At 73.1% G+C, this 23,084-nt stretch carries 23 protein-coding genes; 12 read left to right on the top strand and 11 right to left on the bottom strand.

All coding sequences use genetic code 11. From position 1 onward, the window contains the following. Positions 1-65 precede the first annotated feature (65 nt). Positions 66-734, top strand: coding sequence for an FMN reductase (locus tag HTZ77_RS38345; protein ID WP_175594670.1), 669 nt, complete (start codon positions 66-68; stop codon positions 732-734). A gap of 103 nt (positions 735-837) precedes the next feature. Next, positions 838-1,611, top strand: coding sequence for a chitosanase (locus tag HTZ77_RS38340; RefSeq protein WP_328809016.1), 774 nt, complete (start codon positions 838-840; stop codon positions 1,609-1,611). Between the two features lie 53 nt (positions 1,612-1,664). On the opposite strand, the gene HTZ77_RS38335 is transcribed toward HTZ77_RS38340, so the two are convergent. From HTZ77_RS38335 to HTZ77_RS38295, 9 genes are all read right to left on the bottom strand, one after another. Then, a complete protein-coding gene (locus HTZ77_RS38335; protein ID WP_175594669.1) occupies positions 1,665-2,654 on the bottom strand; it encodes an SMP-30/gluconolactonase/LRE family protein in 990 nt (329 codons plus the stop codon). A gap of 147 nt (positions 2,655-2,801) precedes the next feature. Next, positions 2,802-4,217 carry an L-fucose/L-arabinose isomerase family protein gene (locus HTZ77_RS38330; protein WP_175594668.1) on the bottom strand — a complete coding sequence of 472 codons (1,416 nt, stop codon included), beginning with the start codon at positions 4,215-4,217 and terminating at the stop codon, positions 2,802-2,804. A gap of 124 nt (positions 4,218-4,341) precedes the next feature. Further along, positions 4,342-6,381 (bottom strand): bifunctional aldolase/short-chain dehydrogenase, encoded by a 2,040-nt coding sequence (locus HTZ77_RS38325; RefSeq protein WP_175594667.1) that lies wholly within the window; start codon positions 6,379-6,381, stop codon positions 4,342-4,344. Continuing rightward, entirely contained in the window at positions 6,381-7,562 is a 1,182-nt protein-coding gene (rhaI, locus tag HTZ77_RS38320; RefSeq protein WP_235995756.1) for an L-rhamnose isomerase, read from the bottom strand. The genes HTZ77_RS38325 and rhaI overlap by 1 nt, the downstream gene beginning before the upstream one ends. Then, on the bottom strand, positions 7,555-7,884 hold the full coding sequence (locus tag HTZ77_RS38315) for an L-rhamnose mutarotase (RefSeq protein ID WP_175594665.1): 330 nt from the start codon (positions 7,882-7,884) through the stop codon (positions 7,555-7,557). Before HTZ77_RS38315 ends, rhaI begins: the two co-directional genes overlap by 8 nt. Before the next feature lie 89 nt (positions 7,885-7,973). Further along, a complete protein-coding gene (gene rhaS / locus HTZ77_RS38310; protein ID WP_175594664.1) occupies positions 7,974-9,047 on the bottom strand; it encodes a rhamnose ABC transporter substrate-binding protein in 1,074 nt (357 codons plus the stop codon). Then, positions 9,044-10,000, bottom strand: a complete 957-nt coding sequence (locus tag HTZ77_RS38305; RefSeq protein WP_175594663.1) for an ABC transporter permease — start codon at positions 9,998-10,000, stop codon at positions 9,044-9,046. Before HTZ77_RS38305 ends, rhaS begins: the two co-directional genes overlap by 4 nt. Next, positions 9,997-11,025, bottom strand: coding sequence for an ABC transporter permease (locus tag HTZ77_RS38300; protein ID WP_175594662.1), 1,029 nt, complete (start codon positions 11,023-11,025; stop codon positions 9,997-9,999). The genes HTZ77_RS38305 and HTZ77_RS38300 overlap by 4 nt, the downstream gene beginning before the upstream one ends. A 65-nt stretch (positions 11,026-11,090) precedes the next feature. Then, entirely contained in the window at positions 11,091-12,587 is a 1,497-nt protein-coding gene (locus HTZ77_RS38295; RefSeq protein WP_175594661.1) for a sugar ABC transporter ATP-binding protein, read from the bottom strand. A gap of 122 nt (positions 12,588-12,709) precedes the next feature. On the opposite strand from HTZ77_RS38295, the gene HTZ77_RS38290 reads away from it, so the two are divergent. The 6 genes from HTZ77_RS38290 to HTZ77_RS38265 are packed head-to-tail and all read left to right on the top strand — an operon-like array spanning position 12,710 to position 18,003. Next, the gene (locus tag HTZ77_RS38290; protein ID WP_175594660.1) at positions 12,710-14,065 is read left to right on the top strand and encodes a rhamnulokinase; all 1,356 of its coding nucleotides are present in this window, start codon (positions 12,710-12,712) and stop codon (positions 14,063-14,065) included. After that, positions 14,053-15,057 (top strand): LacI family DNA-binding transcriptional regulator, encoded by a 1,005-nt coding sequence (locus HTZ77_RS38285; protein ID WP_175594659.1) that lies wholly within the window; start codon positions 14,053-14,055, stop codon positions 15,055-15,057. The genes HTZ77_RS38290 and HTZ77_RS38285 overlap by 13 nt, the downstream gene beginning before the upstream one ends. Positions 15,058-15,094: 37 nt before the next feature. Next, positions 15,095-15,700, top strand: a complete 606-nt coding sequence (locus HTZ77_RS38280; protein WP_175594658.1) for a hypothetical protein — start codon at positions 15,095-15,097, stop codon at positions 15,698-15,700. A gap of 58 nt (positions 15,701-15,758) precedes the next feature. Then, complete coding sequence (locus HTZ77_RS38275) at positions 15,759-16,364, top strand: cyclodeaminase/cyclohydrolase family protein (protein ID WP_175594657.1); 606 nt, start codon at positions 15,759-15,761, stop codon at positions 16,362-16,364. Positions 16,365-16,413: 49 nt separating this feature from the next. Continuing rightward, the gene (locus tag HTZ77_RS38270; protein WP_175594656.1) at positions 16,414-17,259 is read left to right on the top strand and encodes a bifunctional 5,10-methylenetetrahydrofolate dehydrogenase/5,10-methenyltetrahydrofolate cyclohydrolase; all 846 of its coding nucleotides are present in this window, start codon (positions 16,414-16,416) and stop codon (positions 17,257-17,259) included. A gap of 54 nt (positions 17,260-17,313) precedes the next feature. Then, entirely contained in the window at positions 17,314-18,003 is a 690-nt protein-coding gene (locus tag HTZ77_RS38265) for a type 1 glutamine amidotransferase (RefSeq protein WP_175594755.1), read from the top strand. A gap of 38 nt (positions 18,004-18,041) precedes the next feature. On the opposite strand, the gene HTZ77_RS38260 is transcribed toward HTZ77_RS38265, so the two are convergent. Further along, positions 18,042-18,782 (bottom strand): sulfite exporter TauE/SafE family protein, encoded by a 741-nt coding sequence (locus tag HTZ77_RS38260; RefSeq protein ID WP_328809015.1) that lies wholly within the window; start codon positions 18,780-18,782, stop codon positions 18,042-18,044. A gap of 76 nt (positions 18,783-18,858) precedes the next feature. Here HTZ77_RS38260 and nfi point away from each other — a divergent pair, with 76 nt between their 5' ends. Next, complete coding sequence (nfi, locus tag HTZ77_RS38255; RefSeq protein WP_175594655.1) at positions 18,859-19,518, top strand: deoxyribonuclease V; 660 nt, start codon at positions 18,859-18,861, stop codon at positions 19,516-19,518. 30 nt (positions 19,519-19,548) lie between these two features. On the opposite strand, the gene HTZ77_RS38250 is transcribed toward nfi, so the two are convergent. Further along, complete coding sequence (locus HTZ77_RS38250; protein ID WP_175594654.1) at positions 19,549-20,196, bottom strand: NADPH-dependent F420 reductase; 648 nt, start codon at positions 20,194-20,196, stop codon at positions 19,549-19,551. Between the two features lie 152 nt (positions 20,197-20,348). Here HTZ77_RS38250 and HTZ77_RS47850 point away from each other — a divergent pair, with 152 nt between their 5' ends. From HTZ77_RS47850 to HTZ77_RS38240, 3 genes are all read left to right on the top strand, one after another. Next, positions 20,349-20,480 (top strand): hypothetical protein, encoded by a 132-nt coding sequence (locus tag HTZ77_RS47850; protein WP_268960231.1) that lies wholly within the window; start codon positions 20,349-20,351, stop codon positions 20,478-20,480. A gap of 24 nt (positions 20,481-20,504) precedes the next feature. After that, positions 20,505-20,876 (top strand): winged helix-turn-helix transcriptional regulator, encoded by a 372-nt coding sequence (locus HTZ77_RS38245; protein ID WP_175594653.1) that lies wholly within the window; start codon positions 20,505-20,507, stop codon positions 20,874-20,876. 159 nt (positions 20,877-21,035) lie between these two features. Next, complete coding sequence (locus tag HTZ77_RS38240; RefSeq protein ID WP_175594652.1) at positions 21,036-23,051, top strand: endo-1,3-alpha-glucanase family glycosylhydrolase; 2,016 nt, start codon at positions 21,036-21,038, stop codon at positions 23,049-23,051. Positions 23,052-23,084 lie beyond the last annotated feature (33 nt).

Raw genomic sequence — 23,084 nt, 5'->3', positions numbered from 1 at the left:
TCCGGATGCCGCCGTCCGGATGCCGCCGTCCGAACCCCCCGACGACACTGAACAGGAGTGTGACCATGAAGCTCGTCGCCGTTTCGGCCGGGCTCAGCGAGCCGTCCTCGACCCGGCTGCTGGCCGACCGCCTGCTGGAGGCCGCCCGCCGCCACCTGGAGGCCGATGGCGACCGGCACCCGGTGGAGGTCCGCGTGGTGGAGCTGCGGGACCTGGCCGTGGACATCGCCAACGCCTTCGTCACCGGTTTCCCCGGCGCCCGGCTGCGCGCGGCCATCGAGGCCGTCACCGAGGCCGACGGGCTGATCGCGGTCACGCCCGTCTTCACCGCCTCCTACAGCGGCCTGTTCAAGTCGTTCTTCGACGTCGTCGAGCCGGACGCGCTGGCGGGCAAGCCGGTGCTGATCGCCGCCACGGGCGGCACGGCCCGGCACTCGCTGGCGCTGGAGCACGCGATGCGGCCCCTGTTCGCGTACCTGCGAGCGGTCGTGGTGCCGACGGCCGTCTACGCCGCCTCGGAGGACTGGGGCGGCGGGGGCGACGCGTTCACCGACGGACTGGGCGAGCGGATCGGGCGCGCCGCCGGCGAGCTGGCCGCGCTCGTCTCCGGCCGTCCCCGTCAAGCCGCGGAAAAGGACGCGGAAAAGGACGTGGTGAAGGCGGTGGAGAAGGCTGCCGGACAGGTCGAGGAGGTCGTGCCGTTCGAGCAGCAGCTCGCGGCGCTGCGCCCCTGAGCGGGCGGCCGCCGATTCCACCGGATTCGGCATTTCGCTTGACTCCTGCGAGTCGGGTTCGTTAGGAAGGCTTCCTAACGAACCCCGGCTCATAGGAGCTCATGTGTTAAGCACTCTCCTCGCCCCCGCCCTGGCGCCCGTGCTCGCGCTGACTCTACAGGCGCCCGTCGATCTCACCGATCCGCACAAGAAGGACATCGCCATGCAGCTGGTGTCCAGCGCGGAGAACTCGTCGCTCGACTGGAAGGCCCAGTACGGCTACATCGAGGACATCGACGACGGCCGCGGCTACACCGGCGGCATCATCGGCTTCTGCTCCGGCACGCACGACATGCTCAAGCTCGTCGAGGTCTACACCGAGCGCAAGCCCGGCAACGTGCTCGCCAAGTACCTCCCCGCGCTGCGCAAGGTCGACGGCAGCGACTCCCACAAGGGCCTCGACCCGAACTACACCAAGGACTGGAAGACCGCGGCCAAGGACCCCGTCTTCCAGCAGGCCCAGAACGACGAGCGCGACCGCGTCTACTTCGACCCCGCCGTCAACCAGGCCAAGAGCGACGGCCTGCGGGCGCTCGGCCAGTTCGCCTACTACGACGCCATGGTCATGCACGGGCCGGGCGAGGACAAGCTGAGCTTCGGCGGCATCCGCAAGTCGGCCCTGGCCAAGGCCAAGACCCCGGCGCAGGGCGGCGACGAGACGGCGTACCTCAACGCGTTCCTGGACGCCCGCAAGGCGGCCATGAAGGCGGAGGAGGCCCACGAGGACACCAGCCGGGTGGACACGGCGCAGCGCGTCTTCCTCAAGAAGGGCAACCTCGACCTCGACCCGCCGCTCACCTGGAAGGTGTACGGCGACAGCTACACGATCAAGAAGTGACGGGCCCGCCCGGCCGCTCCCTCGCGGCGCGGCCGGGCGCCCGATGCGCGGCGTCACCTCCCGGGACGGACGGACACCACCGTGTACGCGGTGTCCGGCGCGGCCGGGGTGGTGAAGCGGGCGTTGGGCAGGTAGAGGCGGCCGCCGAAGGCCGCGACCGTGCTGGGCACGTCGAAACGCGGGTCCGTCAGCCGGCGCTCGACCCGTCCCGACGAGCCGTCACGGCTGAGCCGCACCACGGCGATCCGGTTGAGCCGGTTCTGCACCGCGTACAGCGTGCGGCCCGACAGCAGCAGGCCGTCGCCGTTGACCAGCCTCTCACCGCCCAGGTCCACCTCCGTGGTGACCCCGGTGGCGGGATCGACCTCGAAGAGCTTGCCGGTGTTGGACTGGACGACGATCAGCGACCGGTGGTCCGGGGCGAGCACGACGCCGTTGGCGTTGTTGCCGGGGGCGTAGCGGATGGCGCCGGTGAGCGGCACCTTGACCGCCGCGGCGGGCAGCGAGCCGTCGCGGCCGAGCGGCAGCCGGTACAGCGCGGGGGCGGCCGAGTCGGTGAACCAGACGGCTCCGGGCGTCAGCACGACGTCGTTGACGAACGTGGGCGCACGGGCGAGGGGGTACGACCGGAGGACCTCGCCGGTGCGGGCGTCCACCACCCGGGCGTTCCCGCCGGTGCCGCCCGCGACGAACAGGCGGCCCCGCCCGTCCGCCTTGAGGCCGAGGGAGGGCGTGCCCGGGCCCCGGCTGAAGACCGCGCCCCGGCCGGTGCGCAGGTCGGCGCGGTAGAGGGAGCCGGTGGCGCGGGAGCCGAGGTAGGCGACGGGGCCGGGGCCGATCGCGATGCCCTCGGGCTGGAAGCCGGCGGGCAGCGCGAACGACTCGACCAGCCCGGCCGACCGGGCCACTGCCGGAGCCGGAGCCGGGGCCCGGGTGGGGACCACCGCCTGGGCGGGGGCCGCGGCCCGGGCGGGCGCCGGGGTGACGGCGAGGGTCATGAGCAGCACGGCGCCGAGCGCGCCCGTCGTCATCGCCGGTCTCATGAGACCCACTCTGCCCCCGCGCCCGGCGCCGAAGAAGACCGGCCCGCCCGGTTCACCGGCGGCCGCCAGGAGTCAGAGATCAGGACTCGCCGGGGATCACCTCTCGCCAGGAATCAGGACTCGCCGGGAATCGCCTCTCGCCGGGGATCAGATCTCCACCAGCTCCACGTCCAGCAGGTCCGCCAGCGCCTTCAGCTCGCCGATCCGGTGGCCGGTGCCGAGGGCCCAGTGGTGGGAGATGCCGGAGGCGCTCCAGGCGTCCGTCCACTCCCCCGGATCGCGGCCGAAGTCCACCCGCGACGTCGTGTTGCCGATCTTCAGGTGCGGGCCGTCCACGGTCACCCCCTCGGAGGCGACGAACGCGAAGCGCCCGTCACGCCGCTGGATGAGCCCGAACGCCGTCACCGGCCCGTGCGCCACGTCGAACTCGACCGAGACGCCCCAGCCGCGCTTGCCGTGGAAGACGCCGAGGCCGCGCAGCAGCGGGCGCCGGGCGCTGATGGCCAGGTGGGCGGGCCCGTCGTGGCCCATCTCGACGTGGCCGCGCAGGAAGTCCAGCGCCTGCAGCTCGGTGAACGAGCCGCCCGCGCCCAGCCGGTCCATGATCAGCATGGCGAGGGAGGTGCGCAGCTCGTACTCACCGGCGGCCGGGACGCCGCGGGCCGTGAGCAGCGACGCGCCGAGGATCATGCCGGCGCCGAGCCGCTCGTGGATCTCGCCGTCGAGCCCGCGGTGGTAGTAGGCGAGGCTGTCCAGGTCGAAGTCCTCGACCAGCCGGTCGAGGCCGAGGGAGACCCGGGCGGCCCACTCGAAGTCCTCGGGCACGACCGTGTCGGCCAGCTCGAACACCTCGCGGGCCAGCCCGATGCGCTCCTTGACCTCGGCCTCGCCCACCTTCTCCACGCGGACGCGCAGGTCGTCGAACTCCAGCACCTCGACGTGGCCGCCGAAGTTGACCGGCACGAGCGTGAGATCGGTGGAGACGTCCAGCATGCCCGGGTAGAGGTGGCCCATCAGCCCGTGGCGGCCCTTGCGCAGGGCGGCGCGCACGCCGGCGGCCTTGACCCACCGCTCGATGCGCTCCCACGCGCGCGGGTCCTCCAGGTAGCCCGACACGGAGCGGAACGGGATGCCGGCGCGCATGAACGTGTTGGCCATCTCCGGCAGCGGGCAGGCGCCGCAGTAGGCCAGCCACTGGCCGGTGTCGAAGGTGTCGTGGTCCATGGACTCGGTGGGCTGCAGGTTGATGAGCAGCACCGGCGCGCCGCTGCGCTGCGCGATCGGCAGCAGCATGGTGGCGGTCATGTAGGTGGTGAGGAAGCCGACGATGAGGTCGCAGCCGGCCTCGCGCAGCCGTTCGGCCGCGACGGCGCCTTCCTGGGCGTCGGAGATGAAGCCGACGTCCACCACCTCGCAGCCGAGCTCCCCCATCCGCTCCGACACGCGCGCGGACGACCGCTTGAGCTGGGGAAGCAGGTCGGGGAACTGCGGCCAGTACGCGCCGAGCCCGCCGGCGACGAGCCCGACCTTGGTCCGGGGTGCGGTTGTCCGTTCGAGCGGCATCGTTGCCTCCTGGGGTTTGGAGCCGGTTCTGGGGGTAGCAGGGGTGCGGGGACAGAGGGAAGACGGTGCCGCCGGCGGAGGATGACCGCCGGCGGCACCGCGCGTCACCGGGGGAACAGGACGGCTAGCGGAGGAACGCGGCGGCCACGCCCGCGTCGACCGGGATGTGCAGGCCGGTGGTCTGCGCCAGGTCCCCGCCGGTGAGCGCGAAGACGGCCGCCGCCACGTGCTCGGGCAGCACCTCCCGCTTGAGCAGCGTCCGCTGGGCGTAGAACTCGCCGAGCCGCTCCTCCTCCACCCCGTACACGGCCGCGCGGTTGGCGCCCCAGCCGGAGGCGAAGATGCCGGAGCCGCGCACGACGCCGTCGGGGTTGATGCCGTTGACGCGCACGCCGTGCGGGCCGAGCTCGGCGGCGAGGAGCCGCACCTGGTGCGCCTGGTCGGCCTTGGCGGCGCCGTAGGCGACGTTGTTGGGCCCGGCGAAGACCGAGTTCTTCGAGGAGATGTAGATGATGTCGCCGCCCATGCCCTGCTCGACGAGCACGCGGGCGGCCTCGCGGGAGACGAGGAACGAGCCGCGGGCCATGACGTCGTGCTGGAGGTCCCAGTCGGCGAGCGTGGTCTCCAGCAGGGAACGCGACAGCGACAGGCCGGCGTTGTTGACGACCAGGTCGACGCCGCCGAAGGCGAGGACCGCCTGCCGTACGGCCTCGGCGACCTGCTCCTCGGAGGTGACGTCGGCCTCGGCGGCGATCGCCACGTCCTTGGGGCGCAGCGCCCTGGCGCCGAGCTCCGCGGCGACCTTGCCGGCGGCGGCCACGTCGCGGTCGGCGACGACCACGCACGCGCCCTCGGCGGCCAGGCGGCGCGCGGTGGCGGCGCCGATGCCGGAGCCGCCGCCGGTGACCAGGGCGATCCGGCCGGCCAGCGGCCTGGGCGCGGGCATGCGCCGCAGCTTGGCCTCCTCCAGCTCCCAGTACTCGATGCGGAACTTCTCCGACTCGTCGATCGGCTGGTAGCGGGACAGGGCCTCGGCGCCGCGCATCACGTTGATCGCGTTGACGTAGAACTCGCCGGCCACGCGCGCGGTCTGCTTGTCCTTGCCGAAGCTGAACATGCCGACGCCGGGCACCAGCACGATCGCCGGGTCCGCGCCGCGCATCGGCGGCGAGTCGGGGGTGGCGTGGCGGGCGTAGTAGGCGGCGTACTCCTCGCGGTAGGCGGCGTGCAGCTCGCGCAGGCGGGCGACGGCCGCCTCCAGCGGGACGTCCGGCGCGAGGTCGAGCACGAGCGGCGCGACCTTGGTGCGCAGGAAGTGGTCCGGGCAGGACGTGCCGAGCGCGGCGAGCCTCGGGTGCTCGGCGCGGGCGAGGAAGTCGAGCACCTCGGGCGCGTCGGTGTAGTGGCCGACCTGGCGGGCGTCCGTGCTCGCCAGCCCGCGGACCACCGGGAACAGCTCGGCGGCGCGCCGGCGGCGGGCCTCCTCGGCCAGCGGCTCGTGCACGACCGGGCCGAACGGGTCGGGACGGCCGTGCTCGGCGATGTACCGCTCGGCGGTGCGGATGATCTCCAGGGAGTTGGCCCGGCACTCCTCGCTGGTGTCCCCCCAGGCGGTGACGCCGTGGCCGCCGAGGACGCAGCCGATGGCCCGCGGGTTGGCCTCCTTGACGGCGGCGATGTCGAGGCCGAGCTGGAAGCCGGGCCGCCGCCAGGGCACCCACACGACCCGGTCGCCGAAGACCCGCGTGGTCAGCTCGGGGCCGTCGGCGGCGGTGGCGATCGCGATGCCGGAGTCGGGGTGCAGGTGGTCGACGTGCGCGGCGTCCACGAGGCCGTGCATGGCGGTGTCGATGGACGGCGCGGCGCCGCCCTTGCCGTGCAGGCAGTAGTCGAACGCGGCGACCATCTCGTCCTCGCGCTCCGGCCCCGGGTAGACGCCGGTCAGCGCGCGCAGCCGGTCGAGCCGCAGCACGGCGAGGCCGGCGGCGGTGAGGGTGCCGAGGTCGCCCCCGGACCCCTTCACCCACATCAGCTCCACCTGCTCGCCCGTCACCGGGTCGGTCTCGCTGCCCTTGGCGGAGGCGTTGCCCCCGGCGTAGTTGGTGTTGCGCGGGTCGGCGCCCAGCGCGTGTGCTCGTTCGAGCAGTTCCCGTACGGCCTGCATCAGGCTCCCCACCCTGCCTGCGCGCCGCCGACCCTCTCGGCGGCGATCTTCTCGAAGTAACCGGACCTGGCGTAGGCGGCCATCGGGTCCGGGTCCAGCCCCATCTCCTCGCGCAGCTCGGCGAGCAGGGGGCGGACGTCGGTGTTGTAGGCGTCCATGAGCGCGGCGTTGGCGCCGAGCACGTCGCCCTCGCGCTGCGCGGCGGCCAGCGCGTCACGGTCCACGAGGAGGGCCTTGGCGGTCGCCTCCTGCACGTTCATGACCGACCGGATCTGGCCGGGGATCTTGGGCTCGATGTTGTGGCACTGGTCGAGCATGAACGCGGTCTCGGCGGTGTAGCCGCCGCCGCGGATCACCTCGTACATGATCCGGAAGAGCTGGAACGGGTCGGCGGCGCCCACCATGAGGTCGTCGTCGGCGTAGAAGCGGGAGTTGAAGTCGAAGCCCCCGAGCTTCCCCTCGCGCAGCAGGAACGCCACGATGAACTCGATGTTGGTGCCCGGCGCGTGGTGGCCGGTGTCGACGACGACCTGCGCCTTCGGGCCGAGCTTCAGGCAGTGGGCGTACGCGGCGCCCCAGTCGGGCAGGTCGGTCATGTAGAAGGCCGGCTCGAACAGCTTGTACTCCAGCAGGAACCGCTGCCCCTCGCCCAGCCGCTCGTAGACGGCGGCCAGCGCCTCGGCCAGGCGGTCCTGGCGGGCGCGGATGTCGTCCTGGCCCGGGTAGTTGGTGCCGTCGGAGAACCACAGCTTGAGCGTGTCGGACCCGGTCCGGTCCATGATGTCCACGCACTCCAGCAGGTGGCCCAGCGCCTTCTTGCGCACCGCCGGGTCGGGGTGGGTGACGCTGCCCAGCTTGTAGTCGTCGTCCTGGAACACGTTGGAGTTGACCGCGCCGATGGCCACGCCCAGGTCGGAGGCGTGCCGGGCCAGATCGGCGTAGTCGTCGACCTTGTCCCAGGGGATGTGCAGGGCCACGGTCGGCGCGACGCCCGTGTGGCGGTGCACCTGCGCGGCGTCCGCCAGCTTCTCGTACGGGTCGCGCGGCACGCCCTGCTGGGCGAACACCTTGAACCTGGTGCCGGAGTTGCCGTACGCCCAGGAGGGCGTCTCGATGCGCTGCCGGCGCAGCTCGTCCTTGATCAATGCCTTCCCCGATTCACTCTGTCCTGACTCAGTCAAGGTGGAACACTTCTTCCAGCGGCGCGAACGCCTCGTCCGCACGGCCCGTCTCGAAGAACGGCGCCATCTCGGCCTGCCACCGGTCGTTGACCTCCGTCCCGGCCATCCGCTTCCGGGCGGCCTCGAAGTCGTCGGTCTCCAGGTAGCCGACGAGCAGGCCGTCCTCGCGCAGGAACAACGAGTAGTTGCCCCACCCGGCCCGCCGCAGGGCGTCGAGCATGTCAGGCCACACGGCCCTGTGCCGCTCGCGGTACTCGTCGAGGCGGTCCTCGCGCACCTTCAGCAGGAAGCACACGCGCCGCGCGCCACCTTCGCTCGCCATCACTGGCCCTCGCCCTCTCGCTGGTCTCTGTCGTGGTGAGGTCCCCGCCGGACGGGCGGGGACCGGGTGGAGCGGTCCGGGAGGAGCCGCTAGAAGTCGAACTGGTCGATGTTGGCGGCCTCGAAGGTGAACGGCGGGCCGAGGATGACCTCGCCCTTCGCGCCGATCGTGCGCTCGCCGAGCTTGCCGGCCTTGAACGTCTCGCCCTGGGCGCCGGTGATCTGGCCGGAGACCAGGGCCGCCGCCGCGTAGGAGGCGAGGTAGCCGAGGTCCTTGGGGTTCCACAGGGCGAACTTCTCGACCGTGCCGTCCTTGACGAACTGCCGCATCTGGTTGGGGGTGCCGAGACCGGTCAGCACGACCTTGCCCTTGTACTTGGAGCCGGAGATGTAGCGGGCCGCGGCCGAGACGCCGACCGTGGTGGGCGAGATGATGCCCTTGAGGTTCGGGTACGCCTGGAGCAGGCCCTGGGTCTCGGTGAACGACTTCTGGTCGTCGTCGTCGCCGTAGGCCACCTTGACGAGCTTCATGTCCTTGTAGTCGGGCTTGGTCAGCTCGTCCTTCATGTACGTGATCCAGGTGTTCTGGTTCGTGGCGTTGGCCGTGGCCGACAGGATGGCGATCTCACCCTTCTTGCCGATCAGGTCGGCGAGCAGGCGGACCTGGCTGCGGCCGACCTCCTCGGAGCTGGCCTGGTTGATGAACAGGTCGCGGCACTCGGGGGCGGCGTCGGAGTCGTAGGAGACGACCTTGATGCCCTTGGCGCGGGCCTGCTGGAGGGGGCCGCACACGGCGTTGGCGTCGTTGGCGGCGATGAGGATCGCGTCGTGGCCCTGCTGGGTCAGGGTGTTGATGTAGGAGATCTGGGAGGAGGCGGAGGCGTCGGACGGGCCGACCTCCTTGGCCTCGCCCTTGTACTCCTTGGCGGCCTCGATGCCGGCGTTGTCGACGATGGTCTCGTACGGGTTGTTGATCTGCTTGGGGAGGAACGCCAGCTTGAGGCCCTCCTTGAGGGGGGCGTTCGGGTCCGCCTCGGCGGCGGCCGAGGAGGAGGCGGGGGCCGGCGCGGGGGCGGAGGTGACGCTCGACTTGGTGGTTCCGCCGCACGCGGCGACGGCCAGCGCCAGCAGGGTGGCGGCGGCGGTGAGGCGCATCGGGGTCATGGGGTTCCTTTCAGGGCGGGCCTGACCACGGAGACGAGACGGGGGGTGAGCACCGACACGATGAGGAGGAGCCCGGTGACGATCGACTGGATCTCGGTGGAGACGTCGCCGAGCATGAGCAGGTTGCGCAGGAGCCCGATGAGCAGGACGCCGGCGATGACGCCCCCGAGGGTGCCCTTGCCGCCGTCGAAGTCGACGCCGCCGAGCAGGACGGCGGCGATGACCGCCAGCTCGACGCCGAGGCCGTTGTCGGCGCGGGCCGAGCCGTACCGCAGGGTGAAGACCACCCCGGCGAACGCGGCGACGGTGCCGGAGAGCGTGAACAGCAGCAGCTTGATCCGCTTGACCCGGATGCCGGCGAAGAACGCGGCCTGTTCCTGGGCGCCGATGGCGTACAGGGCGCGGCCGAAGCCGGTGGCGTGCAGGACGACGCCGGTGACGACGGCCAGCAGCACGAACAGGGCGACGGGGTACGGCACGGGCGTGCCGGGCACGTCGTCCACGGCGAGCGCGGTGTAGGCGGGCGGGAACTGGGCGACGGCCTTGTCGCCGAGCACCACGTACGCCAGGCCGCGGTAGAGGGCGAGCGTGCCGATCGTGACCGCGAGCGACGGCAGCCCGAGCCGCGTCACGAGCAGCCCGTTGACCAGGCCGCACACCGCGCCGACGAGCACGACCAGCGGGATGATCGTCTCGATGGCCATGCCGCCGTCCCACAGGGCGCCGACCAGCGCGCTGGACAGGCCCAGCACGGAGGCGACCGACAGGTCCACCTCGGCGGCCACCACGAGCAGGGTCATGGCCAGCGCGATGAGCGCGATCTCGCCGAGGTCGCCCAGCGCGAACGACAGGTTTCCGGTGGTGGCGAAGCCGGGCACGCCCAGCGAGCCGGCGGCGAACACCGCGACCAGCAGCGCGCCGACCAGCACGTCCCAGCGCAGCACCCGGGTCATCGGCGGCCTCCCTTCCGCAGCAGGCGGGCGACCCGGACGGCGAGCACCCGGTCGACGCTGATGGCCAGCAGCAGCAGCGCGCCGGTGATGGCCTGCTGCCAGAACGGGTTGACCCGGAGCACGACCAGCGCGCTGCCGATCGTGGTGAGCAGCAGCGCGCCGAGCGCGGCGCCGTACACGCTGCCGACCCCGCCGGTGATGGCCACGCCGCCGACGACGACGGCGCTGACCACGAGCAGCTCCCAGCCGTTCGCGGAGTCGCCGACGACCGTGCCGAACCGGGCCAGCCACAGCACCCCGCCGAGCCCGGCCAGGCCGCCGCTGACCAGGTAGGCCGCGAGGACGCGCCGCCGGACCGGCACGCCGGCCAGGCGGGCCGCCTCGGGGCTGGAGCCGATCGCGTAGAACTCCCGACCGCTCGGGTAGGCGCGCAGGTACGCCCCCACCGCGAGCATGACCGCCAGCGTGATGAGCGGCAGGTACGGCACGCCGAGCACCGCCCCGTTGCCCAGCGCGAGCAGGGCGGGCGGCAGGTCCACGGCGTTGATCTGCCGGCCGTGGGCGATGTAGTGGTCGAGGCCCTGGATGACGTACAGCGTGCCGAGCGTGACGACGAGGGCCGGCACCCGGCAGAAGCTCACCAGCAGGCCGTTGACCAGGCCGCAGGCGGCGCCGACGGCCACGCCGAGCAGCACGGCCGGCACGAGGCCGGCGCCGCGGGCCAGCACGTCGCCGGTGACGAACGCGACCAGCCCGACCACGGAGCCGACCGACAGGTCGATGTTGCGGGTGATCACCACGACCGACTGGCCGACGGCCAGCAGGGCGAGGATCGCGGTGTTGAGCAGGATGTCCTCGACGCCCTGGCCGGACAGGAAGTTGCCGTTGATCCCGGCGGTCACGGCGACGAGCACGGCCAGGGCGGCGACCAGGCTCAGCTCGCGGGCGCGGAAGACGAGGTCCACCAGGGCGCGGGCCCCGCGCGCGCCGACCTCCCGGCCCGGCGGCGCGGCGGTCGCGGTCATGCGCTCCCCTTCCCGGCGGTCATCCGGCCCTCCTCGCGGCGCTCATGCGGCCCTCCTCGCGGCGCTCATGCGGCCCTCCTCGTGGCGGCGTTCATCACGCTCTCCTCGGTGGCCTCGGCGCGCGGGATCTCGGCGCTCAGCCGTCCCTCGCGCATGACGAGCACCCGGTCGGCCATGCCGAGCACCTCGGGCAGGTCGGAGGAGATCATCAGGACGGCGATGCCCTGCCCGGCCAGCTCCGACAGCAGCCGGTGGACCTCGGCCTTGGTGCCCACGTCGATGCCGCGCGTCGGCTCGTCCACGATGAGCACGGACGGCTCGGTGGCCAGCCACTTGGCGAGCACGACCTTCTGCTGGTTGCCGCCCGAGAGCACGCCGACGCCGTCGCCGAGCCGGGCGAACTTCAGCCGCAGCCGCGCCGCCCAGTCCGCGGCCCGGTCGCGCTCGGCCCGCCGCGAGATCGTCGCGCCGCGGCGCAGGGAGCGCAGGCCGGTCAGGCCGATGTTGCGCTCGATCGACATCTCCATGACCAGGCCCTGCTGGCGGCGGTCCTCGGGGACGAGGGCGAGGCCCGCGCCCATGGCGGCGGTGGGGCTGCCGGGCGGCAGCTCGCGGCCGTCCACGGTGACGGTGCCGGCGTCCCACCGGTCGATGCCGAAGATCGCGCGGGCGACCTCGCTGCGGCCGGCGCCGACCAGTCCGGCCAGGGCGACGATCTCGCCCCGGCGCACCTCGAAGGAGACGTCGGTGAAGACGCCCTCACGGGTCAGCCGCTCGACCTTGAGGGCCACGTCGCCGACGGCCGCGTCCTGCTTGGGGTAGAGCGCGCCGAGGTCGCGGCCCACCATGCGGCGCACCAGGTCGTCGTGGGTGAGGCCGGCGACGAGCTCACTGGCGATCCACTGGCCGTCCCGCAGGGTGGTGACGCGCTGGCAGAGGGCGAAGATCTCGTCGAGCCGGTGGGAGATGAACAGGACGGCGCAGCCGTGCTCGCGCAGCGCCTCGACCACGGAGAACAGCCGGGCCGCCTCGGCGCCGGACAGCGCGGCCGTCGGCTCGTCCATGACCAGGACGCGGGCGTCGCGGGAGAGCGCCTTGGCGATCTCGACGAGCTGCTGGTCGGCGATGGACAGTCCGCGCGTGGGGCGGCCGGGGTCGAGGTCGACGCCGAGGCGGCCGAACAGCTCGCGGGCGGCCGCGCGCATGGCGGCGCGGTCGATGCGGCCGAGCGAGCGCCGGGGCTGGCGGCCCATGACGATGTTCTCGGCGACGGACAGGTCGGGGAAGAGGGTGGGTTCCTGGTAGATGACGGCGACGCCGGCCTGCTGGGCGTCGGCGGGGCCGGTGAAGACGACGGGCTCGCCGTCGAGCAGGATCCGGCCCTGGTCGGGGCGGTGGACCCCGGCGAGCGTCTTGACGAGCGTGGACTTGCCCGCGCCGTTCTCGCCGGCGAGGGCGTGCGCCTCCCCGGCGTGCAGCTCGATGGAGACGTCCCGCAGCGCCCGGACGGCGCCGAAGGACTTGCTGACGCCGGCGAGTGCGAGCGTGGGGTGAGCGCTCATACAGCCTCCGCGCAACAAACGTTTTAACACGATGTTTCCGGAATCTAGGCGCTGCGCCTGCGGGCGTCAATGGGGCATACTCCGCTATGGCGCCATTGTGATTGATACGTTTTAATCAGGCCATGCGATTCACCGCTGTGGACCTGGGCGCGTCGAGCGGCCGTGTGATGACCGCCGACATCACCGCCGGCACGATCGAGCTCGCCGAGGCGCACCGCTTCCCCAACCGGCCGGTCCGGGTGGCCGGGACCCTGCACTGGGACATCCTCGCCCTCCACCAGGGAGTGCTCGACGGCCTGCGCAAGGCGGGGCCCGCCGAGTCGGCCGGGATCGACTCCTGGGCGGTGGACTACGGCCTGCTCGACGCCGCGGGCCGCCTGATCGGCAACCCGGTCCACTACCGCGACTCCCGCACGGCCGACGTCACCGAGCGGATCGACCCGTACGAGGTGACGGGGCTGCAGTTCCTGCCGTTCACCACCGTGAACCAGCTCCTGCGCGAGCGGCTCGACGGCGCCGAGACGCTGCTGATGATCCCGGACCTGATCGGCTACTGGCTGACCGGCCGGATCGGCGCCGAGCGCACCAACGCCTCCACCACCGGCCTGTACGACGTGACCCGCCGCGACTGGGCCTGGGACCTGGTCGACCGGCTCGGCCTGCCCCGCCGGATCCTGCCGCCCATCACCGACGCCGCGTCCGGCCCCGTGCGCGACGACGTGGCCGCCGAGCTGGGCTACTCCACCGTCGTCACCCAGGTCGCCTCGCACGACACCGCCTCGGCCGTGGTCGCCGTGCCCGCCGCGAGCCCGGGCTTCGCCTACATCTCCTGCGGCACGTGGTCGCTCGTCGGCGTCGAGCTGCCCGCCCCCGTGCTCACCGAGGCGAGCCGGCTGGCCAACTTCACCAACGAGACCGGCGTGGACGGCACCGTCCGCTACCTGCGCAACGTCATGGGCCTGTGGATCCTGCAGGAGTGCCTGCGCGTCTGGGACCATCCCGACCTGGAGGCGCTGCTGGCCGAGGCCGAGAAGGTCCGCGTCGAGGCGGTCATCGACCCGGACGACCCGACGTTCCTCCCGCCGGGCGACATGCCGGCCCGCATCGACGCCTACTGCGCGCGCACGGGGCAGCGCCCGCCGGAGGGGCGGGCGCAGGCCGTACGATGCATCCTGCAGAGCCTCGCCCTCGCCTACGGCAGGGCCGTCGACGACGCGGCCCGCCTCAGCGGGCGGCCCGTCGAGGTCGTCCACCTGGTCGGCGGCGGCTCGCGCAACGCGTTGCTGTGCCGGCTCACCGCCGAGGCGACGGGGCTGCCGGTGGTGGCGGGCCCGGTCGAGGCGGCCGCCCTCGGCAACGCGCTGGTGCAGGCGCGGGCCCGCGGCCTGGTCGGCGACCTGGCCGAGATGCGGGATCTGGTACGACGGAGCGCGGACGTGCGCACCTATGAGCCCCGGGGGCGTGAATGGCCACAGTGAGCATCAAGGACGTCGCGGCCCGGGCGGGCGTGTCGCCCGGCACGGTGTCCAACGTGCTCAACCGGCCCGAGAAGGTCGCGGGCGGCACCCGCACCCGGGTCGAGGCCGCCATCCGGGAGCTGGGCTTCGTGCGGCACGGCTCGGCGTCCACGCTGCGGGCCGGCCACAGCCGCACGATCGGGCTGTCGGTGATCGACATCGGCAACCCGTTCTTCACCGACGTCGCCGCCGGCGTGGAGGACATGGCCAGCGAGCGCGGCTACGCGGTCATCCTCGGCAACTCCTCGGGCAGCCGGCTGAAGGAGGAGCGCAACCTGCTGGTCTTCGCCGAGCAGCGGGTGCGCGGCGTGCTCATCACGCCGTCCGACGAGGACCTGGGCCGGCTGGAGCGGCTGCGCGAGCGGGGCATCGCCCTGGTGCTCGTCGACCACCCGGCCGAGCGCTCCAGTCAGTGCGCGGTCGCGGTCAACGACGTGACCGGCGGCGCGATGGCGGTCGGCCACCTGCTGCGCGGCGGGGCCGGGCGGATCGGCTACGTGACCGGGCCCGCGGCCATCCGGCAGTGCCAGGACCGGCGGCGGGGCGCCGAGCAGGCGCTCGCCGCGGCCGGGCGCGACCCGGCGGAGCTGCGCGAGATCGCGATGCCGGCGATGACGGCCAAGGCCGGTCAGCAGGCGGCCGAGAAGCTGCTGGCCGAGGACACCCTGCCCGACGCGCTGTTCTGCGCCAACGACCTGCTGGCGCTCGGCATGCTGCGGGGGCTGCTCCAGGCGGGCGTGCGGGTGCCGGACGACGTGTCGCTGATCGGGTACGACGACATCGACTTCGCCTCTGCCTCGACCGTGTCGCTGTCGTCGATCCGGCAGCCCACGTACCAGCTCGGCCGGGTGGCCACGGAGCTGCTCCTGGACGAGTGCGACAACCCCGACACGCACGCGCACCAGCAGATCATGTTCCAGCCGGACCTCGTCGTGCGGGAATCGACGCGGTAGGTTGGGGCCCTGACCGGATGACGGGGGTTGGGGCGTCATGTCCAACGGTGTACGTCATGTGCTCGGAGTGGTCGCGGGGATCATCCTGCCGCCGCTGATCGCCGTGATGCTCATGTACGGCGTCACCGAGGTCAACCTGAGCTTCCACAACTTCGTCGTCTCGTGGACGGGCCTGGCCCTGGTCGTGCTCGCGGGGGCGCTGCTGGCCGTGCTGGCCGCCTCCCGGGTGTCGCCGGTCGCCTCGCTGCTGGGCGGGATCGGATTCACCCTGCTGGGCGTGCTGCCCTTCATCGAGATCATGTCCGGGCCGATCGTGCCGGACCGCCTCATGTCGGGCTGGCTGCGCAACGGCTACCTCACGCTGGGGCTCACCGGGACGTTCCTGCTGCTCGGGATCGTGCTGCTGGTCTCGTCGGCGTTCCCCTCGCGCTGGCGCGGATCGCGGCCGGTGGTGGTGACGCCGGGGTACGTCTCGCAGGGGCAGGTCTCGCAGGGGCAGGTCTCGCGGGAGTACGGTGCCCCGCAGTATGGTCCCCCGCAGTACGGGACGTCGCAGGGACACGGGGGCTCGCCCTCCTACGGGTCGCCGCCGTCGTACGGGCAGGTGCCCGACGACACGACCCGGCCGATGCACCGCGAGTGACCCGCCCGGCGGTGCTCCGCCGCCGCGGCCGGCGGTGCGGGCTGGCAGAATGCCGCCCATGCGCGACATGGAGATCGGCGGCTTCCTCGAACGGCTGGCCGCCCGCGAGCCCGCGCCGGGCGGCGGCGCCACCGCCGCCCTGCACGCGGCCCAGGCGGCGGCCCTGCTCGGCATGGTGGCCCGGTACACCACCGGCGACCGGTACGCCGAGCACGCCGAGACCGTCGGCGCGGTGACGGCCGAGACCGACACGCTGCGCGAGCGGGCCCTGGACCTCGCGGCCGAGGACGCGGCGGCCTTCACGGCCGTGACGCAGGCGTACCGGCTGCCCAAGGGCGAGGAGCGGAGCGCGGCCATCGCCGCCGCCCTGGCCGGCGCGGCCGAGCCGCCCGCCCGGGTCGCCGGGACGGCCGCGCGCCTGGTGGAGCTCTGCGAGACGCTGCTGCCGATCGGCAATCCCAACGTCGCCACCGACGTGGCGGCCGCCGCGGAGGCGGCCCGGGCCGCGCTGACCACGGCGCGGGTCAACGTCGAGGTCAACATGGGCGGCATCCGGGACGAGCGGGTGCTGGAGGGGCTGCGCGGGCGGCTGGCGGGCGTGGACGACGCCGTCGCCCGGGCCGAGCGGGTGACACTGGCGGTGCGGAAGGAGCTGGCCCGATGACGCCTTCCGTGCGCTTCGTGACGTCGGCCGTACGGAAGGAGCCGACCCGATGACCGGCTCCCCCGGGGTGGAGCTGCGCGGCCGGGAGACCGCCGCGGCGATCAAGGAGGAGGTCGCCGGCCTGGTGCGGTCCTCCGGGACGACGCCGCGGCTGGCCGTCGTGGTCGCCACCGACGACGAGGCGACCCTGTGGTATGTGCGCTCCATCGCCAAGGCCGGCGGCGGCGTGGGCGTCGCCTGCGACGTCGTGGATCTCGGCCCGGCCGCCCCGGCGGAGGGCGTCAGGGCCACGCTCGAACGGCTCAGCGCCGACCCGGGGGTCCACGGCGTCATGCTGCAGACCCCGCTGCCCGAGGGCGTGCCGGCGCAGGAGCTGGTCTCCTCGATCGACCCGGCCAAGGACGTCGACGGCGCCAACCCGCTGTCGCTCGGCCGGCTGGCCGCCGGGCTGCCCGCGTTCGCGCCCGCCACGGCCGCCGCGGTGATGGCGCTGCTCGACCGGCACGGCGTCGCCCTGGAGGGCGCCCGGGCGGTCGTGGTCGGCCGGTCCACCGTCGTCGGCAAGCCGCTGGCCCACCTGCTGCTCGACCGGCACGCCACCGTGACCGTCTGCCACTCCCGCACCCGCGACCTGGCCGCGGCGACCTCCACCGCCGAGGTGCTGGTCGCGGCCGTGGGCCGGGCGGGGCTGATCGGCGCGGAGCACGTGGCGCCCGGAGCGGTCGTGATCGACGTCGGCACCAACCCGACGGACGACGGCGGCCTGACCGGCGACGTGAATTTCGACGCGGTCATCGGCAGGGCCGGGGCGCTCACGCCGGTGCCCGGCGGGGTGGGGCCGGTGACGACGGCCCTGCTGCTGCGCCACACCGTCACCGCGGCCGGGCTGACGTGACCCGTCCCCCTTCGACGACGATCCCCTGTACCCGCCGGAAGGTGGAAACGCGTGATGCCTGACGTCCTGATCGTGCAGAACAGCAGGAGCGGCGGCCCCGGCCGGCTCGGCGGCTGGCTGGAGGACATGGGGCTGCGGCTCGACGTCGTCCACGCCTACGACGGCGCGCCCATGCCCGCGGAGCTCCACCACGACGGAATGATCATGATGGGCGGCGGCTACCTGCCCGGCGAGGACGACCGGGCGCCGTGGCTGGCGCCCACACGCGGGCTGGTGGCCGAGGCCCTGGCCGGTCAGGTCCCCTTCCTCGGCATCTGCCTGGGCGGGCAGATGCTCGCCGAGGTGGCGGGCGGCGAGGTGACCGGCGACGCGGGCGCGCCGGAGAACGGCAGCGTGCCGGTCACGCTGCGGCCCGAGACGGCGACCGACCCGCTGTTCCACGGGCTGCCGCCGGTCGTGCCCGCCATCGAGCACCACGTGGACGCGATCACCGCCCTGCCGCCGGACGCGGTCTGGCTCGCCGAGACGGAACGCTGCCCGTACCAGGCGTTCCGCGTCGGCGGGCGGGCGTGGGGCGTGCAGTTCCACCCCGAGGTGCTGCCGGAGCGCATCCGGACGTGGGAGGTGGACGGCTTCGACCCGGACGAGGTGTACGCGGGGGCGGTGGCCGACGAGCCGATCTCCACGCCGATCTGGCGCGAGGTCGCCACCCGCTTCGCCAAGCTCGTCGCCGAACGAGGCTGACCGCCGCAGCCTCAGGAGGCGTACGCGTCGTGGCCGGGCTAGGCGGCGTACGCCTCGTAGCCGAGCTTGGCGGCGACGGCGAGGCCGCAGGCGGCGGCGAGGTAGCGCAGGCTCTGCCCCGGCAGCCGCCGGGCGATCTTCGGCCCGATCCACCCGCCGAGCAGGAAGCCGGCCGCGAGCGGCCCCACCGCCACCCAGTCCACGGGGCCGAACAGCGCGAACCCGATCGCCGCGACCGCGTTGGCCAGCCCCGACACCACGTTCTTGACCGCGTTGGTCCGGGCGGGCGCCTGGTCGAGCATCGCCGACAGCACCGCGAACATGAGGATGCCGCCCGCCGCGCCGAAGTAGCCGATGTAGACCGCCACGACGAACAGCGCGATCCGGGCGAGCACGCCGTGCTCCTCGTGCTTGCGCGCCGACGGGGGCCGGACGAGCAGCAGCGAGGCCCCGGCGATGAGCCACGGCGCGATCAGCTCGAACGTCCGCGACGGCGTAAGCAGCAGCAGCGCCGCGCCGGCCGCGCCCCCGAGGGCGGCGACCCAGCCGAGCCTGAGCACCCGCTCGCCCTGCCCGGCCAGCTCGGGCCGCGAGCCGGCCGCCGCGCCGAGACCGGTGAACAGCAGGGCCACCGTGTTGGTGACGTTGGCGGTGAGCGGCGGAAGGCCGAAGGCCAGCAGCGAGGGATAGGACACGATCGAGGCGAGGCTGACCACGGTGCTGACGATCCCGGCCGCCACACCGACCCCGAGAAGCCCCAGCACGTCACCCACGATCACTTGGACATGCTAGAGGCTGTCCCGTTTGTCCTGGTGAGCCGGTACTCCCCTGTCACGTACCGGCTACATTGATCATGTGCGCGTGAACCAGCTTCACCCGTGGCCGGCCACCGTCGAGGAGGCACAGGCCATCCAGGACCGGCTGCGCCCCCAGGTCGAGCTGACCGGACCGGCGTCGTTCGGCTTGGTGGCGGGCCTGGACGTCCACTACCACGGTGACGACCGGGTGCGGGCGGCCGTGGTCGTGCTCGACGCCGCCACGCTGGAGGTGGTGGAGCAGGTGACCGCCGAGGGCCGGGCGCGGTTTCCGTACGTGCCCGGGCTGTTCGCCTTCCGTGAGCTGCCCGCGCTGGTCGAGGCCCTGGAACGGCTGAAGACCACGCCGGAGCTGCTGGTGTGCGACGGGTACGGGGTGGCGCACCCCCGGGGGTTCGGCCTGGCCTGCCACCTCGGGGTGCTGACCGGGCTGCCGGCGATGGGGGTGGGCAAGACGCCGTTCGTCGGCGAGCACGCGCCTCCGGAGGCGGGGCGCGGGTCGTGGACGCCGATCACGCTGGGCGGGGAGACGGTGGGCCGGGCGGTCCGCACCCGGGAGGGGGTCAAGCCGGTGTACGTCTCCCCCGGCCACCGCGTCTCCCTGGAGACGGCCACGGAGCAGGTGCTGCGCCTGTCCCCCCGCTACCGGCTCCCCGAGCCCGTCCGCCACGCCGACCACCTCGCCCGCCACCCCGCCTGACCGTCCGCCTCGGGAGCAGGCGGACGGGGGTCACACGCCGGCGTGCTCCAGCGGGGTGAGGATGGCCTGGGCGTCGGCGCCGCCGAACCAGAGGCCGATGACGAACGCGGCCGTGGCCTCCAGCAGCGTGGCCCGGGCGAGGCCGCCGCCGTCCAGCGGGGTGCAGCCGAGCTCCGCGACCAGCCCCCGTACCTGCTCCAGGGCCTCCGGGTCGTCGCCGCAGAGCGGCACCGCCAGCGGCCTGCCGCCGAAGACGGGCGGCGTCATGCGCCAGACGTCCACGTGCCCCAGGTTGAACGCTTTCACAACGTGGGCCCCTGTGATGTCCGCCGCCATCCGGGCGATCTGACGCGCCGGGTCGTACGAGTCCGGCGTGGCGGAGTTGGTCACGTCGATGAGCGGCTTGCCGCGCAGCGCCGGGCCGGCGGCGGTGAGCACGTCGCACAGGCCCGCCTCCCGGACGGCGGCCATCACGACGTCGCCGAACGCGGCCGCCTCCGCCCACGTGCCGGTCAGCACGGCCCCAGCTGACGCGCCGGCCGCACCGGTCATCCGCGCCGCCGCGGCGGCCGTCCTCCCGGGGTCGCGGCCGCTGATCATGATCTCGTGGCCGGCGCGGGACCACTGGGTGCCGAGGGCGTCGGCCATGCCGCCCGCGCCCAGGATGCCGATCCGCATGGTGTGCTCCGTTCGTCGGAAGGGGTGGTGACGAGGACGACGGTACGGATGGCGATGCACACCATTCGGTTCCTTTCGCGCACGGTCGGGCCTTTCGCGTACGCAGGTGGAGACTGGACCGGGACGACACGCGGCCCGCCGCGCGGGTCATCATGGACCAGGACACGTTCTGGCGGCTGGCGAGCAGGGGGATCACGGTCGAGCAGGCCCGCGCCCGCGCGGCGCTGACCGGCGATCCGGCGCTCGGCTCGGCGGTGACCACTCTGCTGGCCGTCGTGGCGTGAGGCTGGTCCGACGAGGGAGGGTTCATGGCGTTTCTCGCCGACTGCCAGGCCAGGCTGGCCTTCGATCTGATCGCCAACACCTGGAACGCGGTGGTGGTGTGGGGCCTGCGGCACGGTCCGCGCCGCCCCGGGGAGTTGCGGGCGGCGATCGGCGGCATCAGCCCCAAGGTGCTCACCGAGACGCTGCGCCGCCTGGAGGCCAACGGGCTGGTGACGCGGCGGGCGTACGCCGAGGCGCCGCCCCGCGTGGAGTACGCGCTCACCGAGCTGGGCGAGACGCTGCTGGAGCCGATCGAGCGGCTCGGCCGGTGGGCCGCCGAGCACGCGGACGACGTGATGGCCGCCCAGGACCGCCAGGAGGCGGCCGATGAGCTGGAGGAACGCCCCGCGGGATGACCGCGACGGCCACGGAGCCGACGTTTTCCAGAGCTGAATCGATCAAATATGAGAAATTATCAGGAAAGCCGGACAGCCCGATCGCCCTTGCTCCACTCTTGATCACTGATGTCCGGCCCAAGATCACGGAGCCGGGGTTCGCAGATCAGTGGAGGTTCGATGCCCAACCGTTTACGCGCGTGGCTGGCGGCCGTCGTCGTGGTCGCCGGAGCGGGGGCCGGGACGGCCCCCCAGGCGTATGCCGAGGTGGGCGCCGAGACCGCCGCCCAGGGCGTCACCAGCGCGCGCGGGGCCCAGGCCGCACCCAAGAGCGTCACCGTGGACGTGAGCCAGGACACCTACCTCAGCCAGGCCAGCCCCGCGCAGGAGCACGCGGCCCACACCTGGCTGTCGGCCTGCCCGAGCACGTGCGACGGCAAGGTGGGCTCCGAACGGCAGGCACTGGTCAAGTTCACGGTCGCGGGGCTGCCTGCGAACGCCTCGGACGTGCAGATGACGCTCAAGCTCCAGGCCGCCCGCACCACCGACAGCTCGGTGGCGGCGCGCAAGGTGAGCGGCGCCTGGACGGACGCCGCGACCTGGGCGAACCGCCCCGCCCTGGGCACCACGCTGGCCACCGCCAAGGGCCTGACCTCCGGCGAGGACGTCGCGCTCGACGTCTCCGCCGCGTTCACCGGCAACGGCGCCTACGCCTTCGCGATCACCGGGACGGCCGGCGCGCAGGCGGTCTTCCACTCGGCCGAGGCCACCGCCGGCGACGGCCCCCGCCTGACCGTCACCTACACGGAGGGCGCCCCCGGGGACGACGACGAGAGCGGCGCGACCACGGACGGCCCGCTGCCGTTCACCCTGGCGTCCACCTCGAAGCTGCGCGCCTCCGGCAAGAAGGTGTTCGCCCACTACTTCCCGCCGTACCCGATCTCCCTGGACAACCAGGCTCCGGCGAGCGACTACTACGCCCGCAACTACCTCAAGCCCGAGGGCGAGAGCGGCAAGCACTCCGCGTACGGCGGCCTGCTGCGCGACCGTCCGATCGGCAGGTCGCCGCTGTCCGGCGAGTACGTGCTGGAGGACCTCAAGACCGAGGTGCGGCAGGCGATCGCGGCCGGCCTGGACGGGTTCACCGTGGACATCCTCTCGGTGTCGAGCAACAACTGGACGCGGGTGCAGAACCTGGTCAAGGCGGCCGCCGCCGTCGACCCCGGCTTCAAGATCGTCCTGATGCCGGACATGAACGGCCTGTCCTCGGTCGACAGCGCCACGCTCGCGACGGCGCTGGCCAAGCTCGCGTCGTCGCCCGCGGTGTACAAGCTGGGCGACGGGCGCCTGGTCGTGGCCCCGTTCAAGGCGGAGAACCGCACTGCCGCGTGGTGGTCCACCTGGATGAAGACCATGAAGGACGCCCACGGCGTCAAGGTCGCGCTCGTGCCGACGTTCCTGGACTTCAACAAGAACCGGGACGCGTTCGCCTCGATCAGCTACGGCTTCTCCAACTGGGGCAACCGCAACCCCGCCGCCAACGCGAGCCTGGCCCCGAACATCAGCCGCGCCCACACCATGGGCAAGATCTGGATGCAGCCGGTGTCGGTCCAGGACTCCCGCCCGAACCAGGGTATCTACGACGAGGCGGGCAACACCGAGAACCTGCGCCTGACCTGGAAGGGCGCGATCGACGGCGGCGCCGACTGGGTGCAGCTCACCACCTGGAACGACTACTCCGAGGGCACCCAGTTCGCCCCGTCCGCGAACAACGGGTGGACGTTCCTGGACATCAGCTCGTACTACCTCACCTGCTTCAAGCTGGGCTGCCCCAAGGTGACGAACGACGTCCTGTACCTGACCCACCGGGTCCAGACGGCCGCGGCGCAGCCGACGTACGCGGAGACCAAGCTCATGAGGCTGCGCGGCGGCAGCACGCCGGCGCGTGACATGGTCGAGGTGCTGACGATGCTGACCGCGTCCACGCCCGTCACGGTCACGGTGGGCGGCCAGAAGCAGACGTACACCGCCCCGGCGGGCGTGTCGGCCAAGACGTTCCCGCTGACCGCCGGGGCCGTCTCGGTGTCGGCGACGCGCGGCAACGCGCTCGTCGCCAAGTCGCTCTCGGCGGCCGAGGTCAAGGCCAGGCCGTACGTGCAGACCCTCCAGTACTACGGGGTGAGCAGCGGCCGTTAGGTCCCCTCCCTCCCGGTACCGCCGGAGCCGCCC

The sequence above is a fragment of the Nonomuraea montanisoli genome (assembly GCF_013363975.1).
Lineage (GTDB): Bacteria > Actinomycetota > Actinomycetes > Streptosporangiales > Streptosporangiaceae > Nonomuraea > Nonomuraea montanisoli.
This window is presented reverse-complemented; position numbering and strand designations above follow the sequence as displayed.